Source organism: Clostridium sp. 1001283B150225_161107_B6 (genome assembly GCF_015556325.1).
Lineage (GTDB): Bacteria > Bacillota > Clostridia > Lachnospirales > Lachnospiraceae > Enterocloster.
On the sequence record NZ_JADNMD010000004.1, the window covers coordinates 35,786 to 52,070 of the forward strand.

Annotated in this window: 13 protein-coding genes; 11 read left to right on the forward strand and 2 right to left on the reverse strand. The window is 51.1% G+C overall.

The genetic code is table 11. The features are described from left to right. Window positions 1-37 precede the first annotated feature (37 nt). Together I2H39_RS11560 and I2H39_RS11565 are read left to right on the forward strand one after the other, a co-directional pair. Window positions 38-3,199 carry a DEAD/DEAH box helicase gene (locus I2H39_RS11560; protein ID WP_330640874.1) on the forward strand — a complete coding sequence of 1,054 codons (3,162 nt, stop codon included), beginning with the start codon at window positions 38-40 and terminating at the stop codon, window positions 3,197-3,199. 3 nt (window positions 3,200-3,202) lie between these two features. Further along, window positions 3,203-3,826 (forward strand): flavodoxin family protein, encoded by a 624-nt coding sequence (locus I2H39_RS11565; protein WP_195626517.1) that lies wholly within the window; start codon window positions 3,203-3,205, stop codon window positions 3,824-3,826. A 164-nt stretch (window positions 3,827-3,990) separates the two neighbouring features. On the opposite strand, the gene I2H39_RS11570 is transcribed toward I2H39_RS11565, so the two are convergent. Then, complete coding sequence (locus I2H39_RS11570) at window positions 3,991-4,284, reverse strand: hypothetical protein (protein WP_240305424.1); 294 nt, start codon at window positions 4,282-4,284, stop codon at window positions 3,991-3,993. 363 nt (window positions 4,285-4,647) lie between these two features. Here I2H39_RS11570 and I2H39_RS11575 point away from each other — a divergent pair, with 363 nt between their 5' ends. From I2H39_RS11575 to I2H39_RS11615, 9 genes are all read left to right on the forward strand, one after another. Next, window positions 4,648-5,133 (forward strand): MarR family transcriptional regulator, encoded by a 486-nt coding sequence (locus tag I2H39_RS11575; RefSeq protein ID WP_138308734.1) that lies wholly within the window; start codon window positions 4,648-4,650, stop codon window positions 5,131-5,133. After that, window positions 5,134-6,873, forward strand: a complete 1,740-nt coding sequence (locus tag I2H39_RS11580) for an ABC transporter ATP-binding protein (RefSeq protein ID WP_195626519.1) — start codon at window positions 5,134-5,136, stop codon at window positions 6,871-6,873. Beyond that, complete coding sequence (locus tag I2H39_RS11585; protein WP_195626520.1) at window positions 6,870-8,753, forward strand: ABC transporter ATP-binding protein; 1,884 nt, start codon at window positions 6,870-6,872, stop codon at window positions 8,751-8,753. Before I2H39_RS11580 ends, I2H39_RS11585 begins: the two co-directional genes overlap by 4 nt. Window positions 8,754-8,950: 197 nt before the next feature. Continuing rightward, window positions 8,951-10,276 carry an electron transport complex subunit RsxC gene (gene rsxC, locus I2H39_RS11590; protein WP_138308727.1) on the forward strand — a complete coding sequence of 442 codons (1,326 nt, stop codon included), beginning with the start codon at window positions 8,951-8,953 and terminating at the stop codon, window positions 10,274-10,276. A 15-nt stretch (window positions 10,277-10,291) separates the two neighbouring features. After that, the gene (locus tag I2H39_RS11595; RefSeq protein WP_138308725.1) at window positions 10,292-11,227 is read left to right on the forward strand and encodes an RnfABCDGE type electron transport complex subunit D; all 936 of its coding nucleotides are present in this window, start codon (window positions 10,292-10,294) and stop codon (window positions 11,225-11,227) included. A 2-nt stretch (window positions 11,228-11,229) separates the two neighbouring features. Further along, on the forward strand, window positions 11,230-11,841 hold the full coding sequence (locus tag I2H39_RS11600) for an RnfABCDGE type electron transport complex subunit G (protein ID WP_138308722.1): 612 nt from the start codon (window positions 11,230-11,232) through the stop codon (window positions 11,839-11,841). A gap of 15 nt (window positions 11,842-11,856) precedes the next feature. Further along, complete coding sequence (locus tag I2H39_RS11605) at window positions 11,857-12,648, forward strand: electron transport complex subunit E (RefSeq protein WP_138308719.1); 792 nt, start codon at window positions 11,857-11,859, stop codon at window positions 12,646-12,648. A 12-nt stretch (window positions 12,649-12,660) separates the two neighbouring features. Further along, window positions 12,661-13,236 (forward strand): electron transport complex subunit RsxA, encoded by a 576-nt coding sequence (rsxA, locus tag I2H39_RS11610; RefSeq protein WP_138308717.1) that lies wholly within the window; start codon window positions 12,661-12,663, stop codon window positions 13,234-13,236. A 16-nt stretch (window positions 13,237-13,252) separates the two neighbouring features. Continuing rightward, window positions 13,253-14,041, forward strand: coding sequence for an RnfABCDGE type electron transport complex subunit B (locus I2H39_RS11615; RefSeq protein ID WP_138308715.1), 789 nt, complete (start codon window positions 13,253-13,255; stop codon window positions 14,039-14,041). Window positions 14,042-14,145: 104 nt separating this feature from the next. On the opposite strand, the gene I2H39_RS11620 is transcribed toward I2H39_RS11615, so the two are convergent. Then, window positions 14,146-15,717: a sodium:solute symporter gene (locus I2H39_RS11620; RefSeq protein ID WP_138308713.1), complete on the reverse strand. Its 1,572-nt coding sequence runs from the start codon at window positions 15,715-15,717 to the stop codon at window positions 14,146-14,148. Window positions 15,718-16,285: the final 568 nt, after the last annotated feature.

Below are 16,285 nucleotides of genomic sequence, written 5' to 3' on the forward strand. Positions count from 1 at the left end.
GTGCAGGGGGAGCAGAGATATCCCGCTGAAAGGATGCATGAAGCAGATGAAGATTGTCAGGATGGACACCAGCAGCTTCTGGAAAGGAGAGGCTGGTGTGAAAGGCCTGGTTGAAGACCAGGGGGAAACATTTGAGGTAAATTTATATCTGGGAAACGGAAAGGTAAGGGATTATTCCTGTTCCTGCAGCAAAGGGAATTCTTACAGGGGAATGTGCGCCCATGGGGAGGCCCTTTTTGCGTATTATAAACAGCGGAGGGAGGAGGCGTCCAAACCAATGGTTCACACGTCCTCCCAGGTCCACACCATGATACGGGAGTACACGAACCGGGAGGTGGCCAGGATTCTGGCGGAGGATGTGGATGCCCAGGTTAAGCTGGAACCAGTGCTGATTCTGGACGGAAAGGACACTCATCTGGAGTTTAAGGTGGGAATTACCCGTTTTTATGCTGTGCGCGATTTGGGGGCATTTAAGGAGGCCGTTGAAAACAGCGCCCATGTGGCCTATGGAAAGGACCTGTCCTTTCATCATCACAAATCAGCTTTTACTGACAGCAGCAGGGAACTGCTGGCCCTGCTTATGGGAGCCGCGGAAAACCAGAAAGCAATCCGCAGCCTGACCTTAAACCGTATGAACCGGGACCGTTTTTTTGAAATGGTGGCCGGCCGTACCATAGAGGTCCAGCTTCCCGGAGGAAACCGGGTCATGATGGAAATGGAGGATTCGGACCCGGTGGCTTTACTTAAGGTGGAAAAGACGGGAAGGGACGGACTGAAAGCCAGCCTTATGGGCGTGGCGCCCATGAAAGGAAGCGAGGACCCAAGGCGGGTGGCTGCCTGTTTCCGTGGGGAACGGTTTCTTTACGTGGCATCAGGCCAGAGGCTGTACCGGTGCAGCGAGTCATGCACCCAGGTCATGGGTCTGTTCATGGAACAGATGTGCATGGAACGGGATGGAAGCGTGATGGTGGGGCAGAGGGATATTCCCCTGTTTTATGAGCGGGTGGTCAAGCATATTCTTCCATACTGCCGTCTTATGCTGGAGGAAGTGGATTTTAAGGATTACGAGCCGGAGCCATTAAAGGCGTCCTTCCGGTTCGGCACAGGGGAGGATGGCGCACTTGTGATGGAACCATCCCTTGCTTACGGCAGTTATGAATTCCATCCCCTGGAGGATGAGAATCTTCCCAGGACTATCTGCCGCGATGTGCCGGGCGAGTTCAGGGTTAGCCAGCTGATTCATAAATATTTTAAGTACAAGGACCCTGAGGGCAGGAAGCTGGTTATAAGGAATGATGAGGATGAGATATACCGTCTTATGACGGAGGGAATGGACGAATTCCGCTCCATGGGAGATGTATATGTGTCGGAGAACCTGCGTCAGTGGAAGGTGCTGGCGCCGCCGCGGGTTACGGTGGGGGCCTCTGCTGTCAGCGGCTGGCTGGAGCTGGACGTGGACATGGGAGATATGAACAGCCAGGAGCTGAACCGGATACTGGCAGCCTACAGCCAGAAAAAGAAGTACTACAGGCTGAAAAACGGACAGTTCCTTGGGCTGGATGAAGGCGGCCTCACGGTCATCAGCCGCATGGCATCGGAAATGGGAGTGACCAGAAAGGAGCTTCAGAGCGGCAGGGTCCGCCTGCCGGCTTACCGCGCCTTTTATCTGGATTATCTGCTCAAGGAGAGTACCGGTGTAACCTATTACAGGGACCAGATGCTGAAGGCCATGGTGAGGTCGGTCAAGTCCGTGGAAGACAGCGATTTCACGGTGCCTGAGAGGCTGCGGGGCGTACTGAGGGAGTATCAGAGAGTCGGGTATGTCTGGCTGCGGACCCTGGACAGCTACGGATTCGGGGGAATCCTGGCCGATGACATGGGACTGGGAAAGACCATACAGATTATTGCGCTTTTGGAGAATGCCTATGGTTCAGGGGAACCGTCCCCGTCTCTGATTATATGCCCTGCTTCCCTTGTGTACAACTGGGAGCATGAGATTGTTCGTTTTGCGCCGGACCTTAAGGTCCTGTCGGTTGTGGGAAGCAGTTCAGAGCGCGAGGCCCTGTTAAAAAAGGTGGGAAGTACCCCACGGGATTACCAGGCCATTGTGACCTCCTATGACTTGCTGAGAAGGGACATTGGATTCTATGAAGGCATTCATTTCCGGTACCAGGTCATAGACGAGGCCCAGTATATCAAAAATGCATCCACACAGAGTGCCAGGGCAGTGAAATCCCTGGATGTGCAGACCAGATTTGCCCTGACAGGAACGCCTGTTGAGAACCGTCTGGGGGAACTGTGGAGTATTTTTGATTATCTCATGCCGGGCTTTCTCTTTGGCAGCCAGTTTTTCAAAAAGGAATATGAAATCCCTATTGTAAGGGATGGTGACGCAGCAGCCCTAAAACGGCTGAAACGGATGATAGGTCCCTTTGTGCTGAGGCGTATAAAAAAGGATGTGTTAAAGGAGCTTCCGGACAAAATGGAGGAGGTTGTATATTCCAGCTTTGAGCCGGAACAGAAAAAATTGTATACAGCCAATGCCGCCGCCTTTAAGGAGAAACTCAGTGCAGGCGGCTTTGGCCAGGCGGGGGAAGGAAAGCTCCAGATTCTGGCGGAGCTCATGCGCCTGAGACAGATATGCTGTGACCCGCGGCTGTGTTATGACAATTACAGGGGCAGTTCCGCCAAGCTGGAGACCTGTATGGACCTGGTTCGCAGAGGCGTGGCGGGAGGACACAAGATATTGCTGTTTTCCCAGTTTACCTCTATGCTGGACATTATCCATAAGAGGTTCGAGAAGGAGGGAATCAGGTGCCATGTGCTTACGGGAGCCACTTCCAAGGAAGAACGAATCCGGCTGGTGGGGGATTTTGGGAAGGACGAGGTGCCGGTATTCCTGATTAGCCTGAAAGCAGGGGGAACCGGCCTTAACCTGACAGCAGCGGACATTGTCATACATTACGACCCTTGGTGGAACGTGGCCGCCCAGAACCAGGCCACGGACAGGACCCACCGGATTGGCCAGGATAAGCAGGTCACGGTCTATAAACTGATAACCAGAAATACCATAGAAGAGAACATCTTAAAGCTTCAGGAAGCCAAGAGCCATCTGGCGGATGCAGTGGTGCCTGAGGGCACAGTATCATTTGGAAGCCTGACAAGAGATGATATACTGAATATCATAAAGGAGGAATAAAAAATGAAAGTATTAATGTTAAACGGGAGCCCTCATGAGAAGGGATGTACCTACACCGCCCTTGCAGAGGTGGCGGGAGAGCTTAATAAGGCTGGTATTGAAACCGAAATCATGCATGTGGGCGGCGGGGCTGTCCGGGGCTGCATGGGCTGCGGTGCATGCGGTAAGCTTGGAAAATGTATCTATGGTGATGATAAGGTCAATGAGGCAGTGGAAAAGATGAGACAGAGCGATGGACTGATTATAGGTTCGCCTGTGCATTACGCTTCTGCCAGCGGCGCCGTCACCTCCTTTCTGGACCGTTTCTTCTATTCCGGAAGCAGCGCTGCTGCCCATAAGCCGGGAGCAGCCATTGCTTCCGCCAGAAGGGCCGGCACAACTGCGACCCTGGACCAGCTGAACAAATATTTTATGATTACGCAGATGCCGGTGGTGTCCTCCCAGTACTGGAATATGGTTCACGGACAATGTCCCGAGGATGTGATGAAGGATGAGGAAGGCATGCAGATTATGCGTGTCCTGGGCAGGAACATGGCCTGGATGCTCAAATCCATTGAGGCCGGAAAAGCAGCCGGAATCACGCTTCCTGAGACAGAGGAAAAAAAGAGGACGAATTTTATACGTTAGGAAAATGGCTGATTAAGGCGTGGAAATAATACGCGGAATTGGTACGCAGAAATAATACGCGGAATCAATACATAAAGCCGATGCATAAACGTAAGATATCCTGACTGTATTGCAGGGCCCGGCACAGTGATGTGCCGGGTTTTTAAATTGTCTGTATGTACCAGCTATGCCAATACGGTATGCATGGCCTGATTGTGCAGGTGCTGGTCCAGGATTAAATGGACCCGCTCCACTTCGCCGAGAATCAGGGATTCCGATTTCATGATTTGGTTTCTTAAGATGCGCTCGGTGGATTTGAGCTGGAATTCATGATTGTCCATATGGGTGTTCATGGATTTTATTTCGGACTGCATACCCTGGATTTCGGACTGTATACCCTGGATTTCGGACTGCATACCCTGGATTTCAGCCTTTATACCCTGGATATCAGCCTTCATACCCTGGATTTCGGACTTCATACCTTGGATATCAGTCTTCATACCAATAATTTCAGTTATCAAAAAGTCGAGTTTTTCAGAATCTGTCAAGCTATCACCTCCTAAAACAGTGTGCTGTGTCAGTGTGTCAGATAATGGTTTATGTTCAGCCTGGAAACAGGGTGTACTTAGTATAGCACATCGGAGCATGCAAATCTAGGATGGTATTTACATTTTAAGGTATTATTTTCATCCATAATTTTCGCTGGATTCCACCGCTGTTTTCCATGAAAAATAATTCTTGCCACCAGTCACTTATTCTGTTATACTCTGATATGGTTAACTAGCTAATAATAAACAGGCTAATGGTTTATCAGTTAAATATCCAGAAAGGAGGCGATTTACATGGATAATGCTTCGTGCTGTTGTTCCTTTCAATCTCCGGAACATCTTCTTATAGAGAAGTACATCCGTGTAGCCAGGCTGCACCGCAGTATGATGGAGCACCGCCTGGACGGCACAGGAGTGTACCGCAGCCAGCATCAGATTCTGATGTTTGTGTCGGATAACCCCAATGTGTCCCAGAAAGAGCTGGCAAGGATGTATGGGGTGTCCGGGGCCACCATAGCTGTTTCCCTTAAAAAACTGGAAAAGGGGGGCTATATAAGACGTCTGGTAGACCAGGAAGACAACCGGTGCAACCAGATATGCATTACAGACAAGGGCAGGAAAGTGGTGGAGGAAAGCGTAAAGATTTTCAGGCACATAGAGAGCTGTATGTTTGAGGGATTTTCCGAGAATGATATGAAGGTGCTGGGAGGACTTCTGGACCGGATTTACGGAAACCTGAACCGGGAGTTTGCAGACAGGGCAGAAAGAGAGGAATCATAAGTGAAACGATACGGAGCATATATAAAACCATATCTCAGCGCCTTTATCCTGGGGCCCCTTCTGATGCTGACCGAGGTGGCGGGAGAAATCATGCTGCCCAAGCTGATGTCCATGATTATCAACAACGGCGTGGCTCAGAGAAATGTGCAGTATATCCTGTCAGTGGGAGGTCTGATGATTCTGGCCACCCTGGTTATGGCCATTGGAGGAATCGGAGGAGCCTATTTCTCGGTGAAGGCGGCAGTCAGCTTTACCAGCGATTTGAGGGACGACCTTTTTTCAAAGGTGCAGGAATTTTCCTTTAAGAACATCGACACCTACAGTACCGGGTCCCTGGTTACCCGTCTGACCAATGACATCCAGCAGGTCCAGAACGTGCTTATGATGGGACTGCGGATGGCCATGCGTTCCCCCGGAATGTTCATAGGGGCCCTGATTATGGCTTTTATGATGAATGCCAGGCTGGCCGTGGTTATACTGGTGGTCATCCCTCTGCTGACGGCAGCCATTGCAGTCATACTTAAGACGGCATTTCCAAGGTTTACCGCCATGCAGAAAAAGCTGGACCAGCTGAATTCCGGCATCCAGGAGGCGCTGACCAATGTGCGGGTCATCAAGTCCTTTGTGCGGGAGGAATTTGAGGAAGATAAATTTAAGGACCTAAACCAGGATTTAAAGAACAGCAGTCTGGATGCCATGAAAATCGTCATTGTGACCATGCCTGTGATGACCCTTGCCATGAATATAACCACTCTGGCCGTGGTGTGGTACGGAGGGAATATTATCATAGCAGGGGATATGCCGGTGGGGGACCTGACTGCATTTACCACCTATATCGTACAGATACTCATGTCGCTTATGATGCTTTCCATGGTTTTTCTGCAGCTTTCCAGGGCAGTGGCATCCATCCGCAGGGTCAACGAAGTAATGGATACGGAGATTGACCTGACAGACCGGGACGCCTCCAGAAAAGACCTGGCTGTATTGAACGGCAGGGTGGAGTTTAAACATGTGAGTTTCAGCTACACGGACAAAGAGGATGAGATGGTGCTGGAGGATATAAGCTTTACGGCTGAGCCGGGGCAGATAATTGGCATCATCGGCTCCACCGGCAGCGGAAAAACCACCCTGGTGCAGATGATACCGCGGCTTTACGATGCCACAAAAGGCCAGGTGCTGGTGGACGGGGTGGATGTCAGGGATTATTCCCTGAAAAACCTGCGGGAGGGCGTGGGCATGGTGCTCCAGAAAAATGTGCTGTTTTCTGGCACCATTGAGGAGAACCTGCGCTGGGGCAAGGAGGACGCCTCCCTGGATGAAATCAGGGAAATGGCACAGAGCGCCCAGGCAGACAGCTTTGTAACTTCTTTTACCAATGGCTATGAAACGGACATGGGACAGGGAGGCGTCAATGTATCAGGCGGCCAGAAGCAGAGGCTGTGTATTGCCAGGGCCCTGCTCAAAAGGCCCAGAATCCTCATACTGGATGACAGCACCAGCGCTGTGGATACGGCTACGGAGGCCAGGATACGGCAGTGCTTCAGGACCAGCCTTAAGGATACCACCAAAATCATCATAGCACAGCGCATCGGCTCTGTGGAGGAGGCTGACCGGATTCTGGTGCTGGACGAGGGCAGACTCATTGGCCAGGGGACCCATGAGCAGCTCATGAAAGAATGTCAGGCATACCAGGAGATTTATTATTCCCAGAGGGACCGAAAGGAGACGGCTGCATCATGACGAGACAACAGAAAGCGGAAAGCCTGAAACGGCGTTATGGAAGACATGGGGCTCCTGTGCCCGGAGGTCCCATGGGAGGCAGAAGGCATGGGCCGGGGCGGAATATGGGCATGGGGCCGGGGCGGCTGCCCAGGAACGCAGGCACCACCATCAGGCGTCTCCTGCATTATTTAAATGAGGATAAGCCAAAGATGATGCTGGCATTTTTCTGCGTCATCCTCAACACCGGGGCAACCCTGGCAGGTTCCTATATGCTGCGGCCTATCATTAATACTTTTATTGCCCCGCTTACAGGCGGACCCGGGGACCCGGCGGGACTGGCAAGGTCCCTGGCTGTGCTGGCGGCTGTGTTCGCAGTGGGAGTGTTTGCCAATTATGCCCAGGCAAAGGTCATGCTGACCGTGGCCCAGAACGCTCTGCAGAAAATCCGCAATGACCTGTTTGGCAGAATGCAGAAACTGCCGGTGCGGTTTTATGACACCAATTCCAACGGTGATTTGATGAGCCGTTTTACCAATGATGTGGATACCATCGGACAGATGCTCAGCTCCACGCTGGTGCAGCTGTTTTCCGGGGCACTGAGCATTATCGGCACCCTGTTCCTCATGGTGTACACCAACCTGATACTGACCCTTGTCACTCTGGTGATGATTCCCCTGATGATGAAGGCGGGAGGAGCTGTGGCAGGGTGGAGCCAGAAATATTTCACCGCACAGCAGACATCCCTGGGAGCAGTAAACGGTTATATAGAGGAGACCATCACCGGACAGAAGGTGGTAAAGGTATTCTGCCATGAGGACATGGCCAGGGAGGAATTCGGCATACTGAACCAGGACCTGAGATACAACCAGATTCGGGCCCAGTTCTTCGGCGGAATCATGGGGCCTGTTATGAACAGCCTGAGCCAGATAAACTATTCCCTTACCGCCTGTGTGGGCGGCCTGCTCTGTGTGTTAAGGGGCTTTGACGTGGGGGGACTGACCGTATTTTTGAATTTTTCCAGACAGTTCAGCCGTCCCATCAACGAGATATCCATGCAGGTCAGCAATGTATTTTCAGCCCTGGCCGGGGCAGAACGTGTATTCGCGGTGATGGATGAGGAGCCGGAGCCGGCTGACACGGAGGACTGCACGGCGCCCAATCCCATGATTGGCCATGTGGTACTGGACCATGTCACCTTTGGCTATGACCCGGATAAAACCATTCTTAAGGACATAAGCCTCTATGCCAAGCCGGGACAGAAGATTGCGTTTGTAGGCTCCACCGGAGCGGGAAAGACCACCATAACAAACCTGCTGAACCGGTTTTACGACATCCAGTCAGGCTCCATCACCATTGACGGTGCGGATATACGCCGTATTTCAAGGGACGCCCTGCGCCGCAACATCGCCATGGTCCTTCAGGACACCCACCTGTTTACAGGCACGGTGCGGGAGAATATCCGCTACGGCAGGCTGGACGCCACGGACGACGAGGTCATACAGGCTGCAAAGACAGCCTCAGCCCATTCCTTTATCATGCGCCTTCCCCATGGATACGATACCATGCTGGAGGGGGACGGAGCCAATCTGAGCCAGGGACAGAGGCAGCTGCTCAATATTGCCAGGGCCGCCATATCCAAGGCCCCTGTGCTGATTCTGGACGAGGCCACCAGCTCTGTGGACACCAGGACGGAGAAACACATTGAGCACGGCATGGACCGGCTGATGGCGGACCGCACCACCTTCATCATTGCCCACAGGCTGTCCACGGTGCGAAACGCCAATGCAATCATGGTCCTGGAGCACGGTGAAATCATTGAACGGGGGACCCATGAGGAGCTTTTGGAGCTGAAAGGACGGTACTACGAACTGTATACAGGCATGAAAGAACTGGATTGATTGCCAATAAATTAACAGTTATTTAACATATAATTAAAAAAATAACGTATAAAATCTGTATTGTATACAATCTTTATTTATGCTATACTAAGTTGGTGTATTCCGGTGGGGGCAGGCAGCCCCGCCGGTCATACCGGACGCCAGTACTGGTCCGGCTGCACAAAGGAATAAAAAGAAAGAAAAGAGGGAGAGAATCCATGGGTTTGGCGACTTTTATAGGCGGCATCCATCCATATGAGGGGAAAGAGCTGTCAGAGAACAAACCGGTACAGGTCCTGATGCCAAAAGGCGACCTGGTGTATCCGATGTCACAGCACATTGGGGCACCTGCGAAGCCGCTGGTAGCCAAGGGTGACCATGTACTGGCAGGCCAGAAGATTGGAGAAGCAGGCGGTTTCATCTCTGCCAATGTAATTGCTTCTGTGTCAGGTACGGTGAAGGCCATTGAACCAAGGCGTATGGCCAACGGAGCAATGGTGCCCTCCATTATCGTTGAAAATGATGGAGAATATAAGACAGTTGAGGGCGTGGGAGAGGACAGGGACCCATCCGGCCTGTCAAAAGAGGAAATCCGCAACATTGTGAAGGAAGCCGGTATCGTCGGCCTTGGAGGGGCGGGATTCCCCACTCATGTAAAGCTGACTCCGAAGGATGAAAATGCCATCGAGTACATATTGGTCAACGGCGCAGAGTGTGAGCCGTATCTTACCAGCGACTACCGCATGATGCTGGAGGAGCCGGAGAAAATCGTAGGCGGTTTAAAGGTCATCCTGCAGCTTTTTGACAATGCAAAGGGTGTCATAGGCATTGAGAACAACAAGCCTGAGGCCATCAAAAAGCTGACCGAGATGGTGAAGGACGAGCCCCGCATCACGGTTTGCCCGCTTATGACAAAATATCCTCAGGGAGGTGAGCGTTCCCTGATTTATGCCGTCACAGGCAGGAAGGTCAACTCATCCATGCTTCCAGCGGATGCAGGATGTATTGTGGACAATGTTGACACTGTGATTTCCATCTACATGGCCGTGTGCAAGAGCACGCCCCTGATGAGGAAAATCATTACGGTCACCGGAGACGCGGTGGCAGACCCCAGGAATTTCAGCGTAAAGCTTGGAACCAATTACCAGGAACTGCTGGATGCAGCAGGCGGTTTTAAGACTGAGCCCGAGAAAATCCTGTCAGGCGGCCCCATGATGGGCCAGGCCATATTTGACCTGAATATTCCGGTAAGCAAGACTTCATCCGCCCTGACCTGCTTCACAAAGGACCAGGTGGCAGAGATGGAGCCTTCCGCATGCATACGGTGCGGAAAGTGCGTCAGCGTATGTCCAAGCCACATCATCCCTGTGATGATGATGCAGGCCGCCCTCAGGGACGACTGCGAGACATTTGAGAAGCTGAACGGTATGGAATGCATGGAGTGCGGAAGCTGTACCTATGTATGTCCGGCCAAGAGGCCTCTGACTCAGGCATTTAAGGAAATGCGCAAGACAGTTGCGGCTAACCGCAGGAAAAAAGGGTAGGAGGGGACATAAGTCATGAGTAAATTATTAAACGTATCATCATCCCCGCATGTGAGAAGCCATGAGACCACCCACAGCATCATGCTGGATGTGGCCATTGCCATGTTGCCTGCAACTGCTTTCGGTGTGTATCATTTCGGCATGCATGCGCTGCTGGTGCTTATAGTTACGGTTGCAGCCTGTGTTTTAAGTGAGTATGTATATGAGAAGCTGATGAAGAAGCCAAGTACCATCAGCGACTGCAGCGCCCTGGTCACAGGCATGATACTGGCGTTAAACATGCCTCCGGAGATTCCGGTGTGGATACCGGCTCTGGGAGGAATCTTTGCCATCATCGTGGTGAAGCAGCTCTACGGCGGTCTGGGACAGAATTTTATGAACCCGGCCCTGGCAGCCAGATGCTTTCTGCTGATTTCCTTTGCGGGAAAAATGACCAATTTCAGCTACAGCGGATTCGACGGCGTGTCCGGTGCAACTCCTCTGGCAGTGCTTAAGAGCGGCGGCGCAGTGGATGTTCCGGCCATGTTTGTGGGAAACATTCCAGGCACCATCGGAGAGGTTTCCGTGATTGCGCTTTTAGTGGGCGCTGCCTATCTTCTGGCGAAGAAGGTAATCTCCATCCGGATTCCAGGCACTTACATACTGACGGTTGTGGTATTTGCCGTCCTGTTCGGGGGCCATGGATTTGATTTGAACTATATAGCAGCCCATCTGTGCGGCGGCGGCCTGATTTTCGGAGCCTTCTTCATGGCAACCGACTATGTGACAAGCCCCATTACGCCAAAGGGCCAGATTATGTTCGGCATCCTGTTAGGCGTGCTTACAGGACTGTTCCGTATTTTCGGCGGCTCCGCAGAGGGCGTGTCCTACGCAATCATCATCAGCAATATCCTTGTTCCGCTGATTGAGAAAGTAACCCTTCCCAAAGCATTTGGAAAGGAGGGCAAGTAAACATGAGCAAATCAGGATTTATGAAAGACGCAGTGATTCTCTTTGTAATCACCCTGGTGTCCGGATGCCTTTTAGGCGGTGTATACCAGCTGACCAAGAAGCCAATTGAGCTGGCAACCATAGCTGCCAACAACAAGGCGTATAAGGCAGTATTTGCAGAGGCGGAAACCTTTGATTCCGACGAAGCCCTCACAGCTGCCATCCCGGCCTGCAACGAGGCCCTGTCCGGTATGGACTTTGGCGGCGTGGAAGTGGAGAATGTACTGAAGGCAGTGGATGCAGGCGGAAACCAGTTAGGCTATGTCATCACCTCCCTGTCCAACGACAGCTACGGCGGCGTGGTAAAGCTGTCGGTGGGACTGAAGGATGACGGAACCATCACAGGCATTGAGTTCCTGGAAATCAGTGATACTCCCGGTCTGGGATTAAAGGCAAAGGAACCGGCGTTCAAGGACCAGTATGTGGGAAAGAACGCACCTGAGCTTTCCGTCACCAAATCAGGCAGCGCAGACGATACCCAGATTAATGCCATCAGCGGCGCTACCATCACTTCAAATGCAACAACCAATGCAGTCAATGCAGCTTTATACTATCTGCATAACTGCATCCAATAAATAGGAGGTGGGAACATGAATAAATGTACAGAACGTTTATATAACGGTATTGTGAAAGAAAACCCTACCTTCGTCCTGATGCTTGGTATGTGTCCGACACTGGCTGTCACCACATCCGCCATCAACGGTCTGGGTATGGGACTTTCCACAACCGTGGTTTTACTGTTTTCCAATATGATTATTTCTGCCCTGCGCAAGATTATACCTGACAGGGTGCGTATCCCGGCATACATCGTTATCGTGGCATCCCTGGTTACCATGGTGCAGCTGCTGCTCCAGGCATATGTTGACAGCCTGTATTCAGCTCTGGGCATCTATATCCCGCTGATTGTGGTTAACTGTATCATCCTTGGACGCGCAGAGTCCTATGCATCCAAGAATGGTCCCCTGGCATCCACCTTTGACGGCCTGGGCATGGGCCTTGGCTTTACACTGGCCCTGACCTGTATCGGTCTGGTCCGTGAGATTCTTGGTTCCGGCGCCGTATTCGGGAAAGTGCTGATTCCGGAGGATTACCATGTTGCCATCTTCGTGCTGGCTCCGGGCGCATTCTTCGTGCTGGCTATCCTGACAGCCCTTCAGAACAAGTTCAAGGCTCCTTCCGCAACCAATGGTTCAGCTGCGCAGTCCAGGCTGGCCTGCGGCGGCAACTGTATGTCCTGTACCGGTTCAGCCTGCATGGCGAACCATGAGGTACTGGAGACAAGGATGCGTCAGGCTGAGGAAAAGGCGCTGGCGGCAAAGAAGGCAGCTGTAGCAAAGAAGGAAGCAGAGCTTAAATCAGCTACTTCCAAAAAAGAAAATTAGGAGGGTGGATAGATGAAAGAGTTATTGTTAATTGCCATTGGTTCCGCTCTGGTTAATAACGTTGTTTTAAGCCAGTTCTTAGGACTCTGTCCATTCCTCGGTGTTTCAAAGAAGGTTGAGACCTCAGCCGGCATGGGTGCGGCCGTTATCTTCGTTATAACCATAGCATCGGCAGTGACCAGCCTGGTTTACACCGGAATCCTTGTGAACATGCACCTGGAATACCTGCAGACCATTGTGTTCATTCTGGTCATCGCAGCCCTGGTTCAGTTCGTGGAAATGTTCCTCAAGAAATCCATGCCCTCACTGTATGAGGCACTGGGCGTGTACCTGCCCCTGATTACCACCAACTGTGCGGTGCTGGGTGTTGCCCTTACCAATGTACAGAAGTCATACAGCTTTATCCAGAGCGTTGTGAACGGCATTGGTATTTCCGTAGGTTTTACCATCGCCATCATCATGCTGGCCGGTATCCGTGAGAAGATTGAGCACAATGATGTACCGTATTCATTCCAGGGGTCACCTATTGTTTTAATTACCTCAGGTCTCATGGCAATCGCATTTTTCGGATTTTCCGGATTAATTTAGAAGGAGGAGAAGGAAAATGGTTACAGGTATTATATTAGCGGCAGCAGTTGTAGGTATCCTTGGTATTCTTATAGGAATCTTCCTTGGCGTTGCCAGCGAGAAGTTTAAAGTACAGGTAGATGAAAAAGAGATTCTGGTCCGCAATGAGCTTCCCGGCAACAACTGCGGCGGCTGCGGTTATGCGGGCTGTGACGCACTGGCAAAGGCCATTGCGGCCGGTCAGGCAGATGTGGGGGCCTGCCCTGTGGGCGGTGCTCCTGTGGCTGAGAAAATCGGTGAAATCATGGGCGTGGCCGGCGGAGCTGCTGAAAAGAAGGTGGCTTTCGTCAAGTGTACGGGAACCTGTGATAAGACAAAGGTGCAGTACAACTATTACGGCGTGGACGACTGCAAAAAGGTGTCGGTGGTTCCCGGTGCAGGAGAAAAGGCATGTGCCTACGGATGTATGGGCTACGGCTCCTGTGTGAAGGCCTGCGCCTTTGACGCCATCCATGTGGTGGACGGCGTGGCAGTGGTGGATAAGGAAAAATGTGTGGCCTGCGGCATGTGCGTGGCCTCCTGTCCCAACCATCTGATTGAGCTGGTTCCCTACAAGGCAGAGCATCTGGTGCAGTGCAGTTCCCATGACAAGGGCAAGGATGTAAAGGCTGTCTGTGCAGCCGGATGTATCGGATGTACCCTGTGTACAAAGCAGTGCGAGTTTGATGCCATCCATATGGAGAATAACCTGGCTGTCATTGATTATGAGAAATGCACCAACTGCGGCAAGTGCGCAGAGAAGTGTCCTGTGAAGGTTATACTTTAGATAAGATGAAAATGTCTGCATAGAATAAATGCATTCTCATGAAATAAAAAGCTGTCCTTTCCCGTATACCATGGGAAAGGACAGCTTTTCGCTGTTTTCATATGCTACTTTTTCTTCCTCTTTTTAAATGCCGGAGAGTCAAAGGACTGGTCGTCAGGCAGCACCTTTCTGGTGGTTGCCTCCACCAGATTATCATAACAGGAGAAGATTGAATTTATATCCTGGCTGTCCATCCTGGGTGTCAGGAAGGATACCAGAGGCACGATGATAAGCCCCACAATCATGGACACAGCTCCTGCATTGATGGGAGAAGCAATATAATGCAGGAACATATTTGAGACAGTGATGCCGATGCCTGTTGCAAAGCTGGCCCACACAGCAGCCGGTGTGGTCCTCTTCCAGTACAGGCCGTAGAGGAAGGGGGCCAGGAAGGCTCCGGCCAGGGCGCCCCAGGAGATGCCCATGAGCTGGGCAATGAAGTCCGGAGGGTCCAGGGCAAGGACAACGCTGATGACAATGAATACCACAATCAGGCACTGCATCAGTATCAGCTGAGTCCTGTCCTTCATATTTTTCACCAGACTGCCCTTGATAAAATCCAGGGTCAGGGTGGAGCTGGAGGTCAGCACCAGGGAGGAAAGGGTGGACATGGACGCGGACAGAACCAGCATGACCACAATTCCAATCAGCAGGTCGGGAAGGCCGGACAGCATGGCAGGGATGATGGTGTCGTAAGCCACGGCCCCATTTCCATTATAAATGGCAGGGCTGTCAAAGAGCCGGCCGAAGCCGCCCAGGAAATAGCTTCCCCCGGAGATAACAATGGCGAACAGGGTGGATATCACCGTGCCTGTGGCAATGGCTTTTTCGCTGCGGATGGTATAAAATTTGTGAATCATCTGCGGCAGGCCCCAGGTTCCGAGGGAGGTGAGAATCACCACTCCCAGAAGATTCAGGGGGTCCGGTCCAAAGAAGGAGGTATAGGCGCCGGGCTGTCCCAGGGTTACCGGAACTTCACTGGGAATCAGGGCAAGTCTGCCGACAGCAGCTGTAAAGCCTCCCTGGCCGTTCAGAACGCTTAAGATGACAGCAACAATTCCGGCCAGCATGATAATACCCTGAATAAAATCATTGATGGCTGTGGCCATATAACCGCCCAGAATCACATATACGGCTGTCAGGATGGCCATGCCCATGACGCAGACACTGTAGGGAATGTCAAAGGCCATGCCGAATAACCGGGACAGTCCGTTGTAGACAGAGGCTGTGTAGGGGATGAGGAAGACAAATATAATCAGGGAGGCAACAATCTTCATGCCCTGGCTGTGAAACCGGCTGCCGAAGAATTCAGGCATGGTAGCCGAGGAGAGATGCTTGCTCATGACCCTGGTGCGCCTTCCCAGGATGACCCAGGCCAGCAGGCTTCCAATCAGGGCATTTCCAATTCCAATCCAGGTGGATGCCAGGCCGTATTTCCATCCGAACTGGCCGGCGTAGCCAATGAACACAACCGCGGAAAAGTAGGAGGTGCCGTAAGCAAAGGCGGTGAGCCAGGGACCCACGCCCCTTCCTCCCAGTACAAAGTCGTTGACATTGGTGGCATGGCGCCGGGAATAGAATCCCACGCCCAGCATGATGGCAAAAAAGATAATCAACATCAGCAGTTTTACAGTCATTTGAATAACCTCCGCATACACTTTAATAATTAAAACTTCTGAACTTTAATGTATCAAAGTAAAGGGGGAATGTCAAAGGGAATTTCTTGTTTTTCCTTACTTTGGCTATTTTGACGGAAACATATGGAAGGAATGGGGGAGCTAAATGCCATTTATTCGGTAAAGTGGGGGATGAGTGTCAATTTTCGACATAAAATGTAAAATCCAGAGATGGATATAAAATGTAAAAAATGAATTATTATGGTATAAAATGATTAACATAATTAAAATTACAAAAATAGGAAATCAGATAACATGTTTAAAAGTTAATAATAATGTAATATAAATGTAAAAGTAAAGCTGGCAAGATGTACAATTTATAAAGCTTATTTACTGGAAAACTGTAGTAAATATATAAAAAATATTACAAATGTTTCAAAAGTGAGAAAAAATGTAACAAAATTGTTAAATCTCCATTGACGCGAAAAGTCAAATCCCATATAATTAGCCATACATCCCGGAAAAACATGCACAAAGTGGGAGATACCCACTGCATAAAATTTTGAGAATGGTATCCGTGCAGAACTGC

Excerpts from the sequence above, each read along its gene's own strand:
- I2H39_RS11560 (WP_330640874.1), top strand. The coding sequence starts at position 38 with ATGAAGCAGATGAAGATTGTCAGGATGGACACCAGCAGCTTCTGGAAA.
- I2H39_RS11565 (WP_195626517.1), top strand. The coding sequence starts at position 3,203 with ATGAAAGTATTAATGTTAAACGGGAGCCCTCATGAGAAGGGATGTACC.
- I2H39_RS11570 (WP_240305424.1), bottom strand. The coding sequence starts at position 4,284 with ATGAAGTCCGAAATCCAGGGTATGAAGGCTGATATCCAGGGTATAAAG.
- I2H39_RS11575 (WP_138308734.1), top strand. The coding sequence starts at position 4,648 with ATGGATAATGCTTCGTGCTGTTGTTCCTTTCAATCTCCGGAACATCTT.
- I2H39_RS11585 (WP_195626520.1), top strand. The coding sequence starts at position 6,870 with ATGACGAGACAACAGAAAGCGGAAAGCCTGAAACGGCGTTATGGAAGA.
- rsxC (WP_138308727.1), top strand. The coding sequence starts at position 8,951 with ATGGGTTTGGCGACTTTTATAGGCGGCATCCATCCATATGAGGGGAAA.
- I2H39_RS11595 (WP_138308725.1), top strand. The coding sequence starts at position 10,292 with ATGAGTAAATTATTAAACGTATCATCATCCCCGCATGTGAGAAGCCAT.
- I2H39_RS11600 (WP_138308722.1), top strand. The coding sequence starts at position 11,230 with ATGAGCAAATCAGGATTTATGAAAGACGCAGTGATTCTCTTTGTAATC.
- I2H39_RS11605 (WP_138308719.1), top strand. The coding sequence starts at position 11,857 with ATGAATAAATGTACAGAACGTTTATATAACGGTATTGTGAAAGAAAAC.
- rsxA (WP_138308717.1), top strand. The coding sequence starts at position 12,661 with ATGAAAGAGTTATTGTTAATTGCCATTGGTTCCGCTCTGGTTAATAAC.
- I2H39_RS11615 (WP_138308715.1), top strand. The coding sequence starts at position 13,253 with ATGGTTACAGGTATTATATTAGCGGCAGCAGTTGTAGGTATCCTTGGT.
- I2H39_RS11620 (WP_138308713.1), bottom strand. The coding sequence starts at position 15,717 with ATGACTGTAAAACTGCTGATGTTGATTATCTTTTTTGCCATCATGCTG.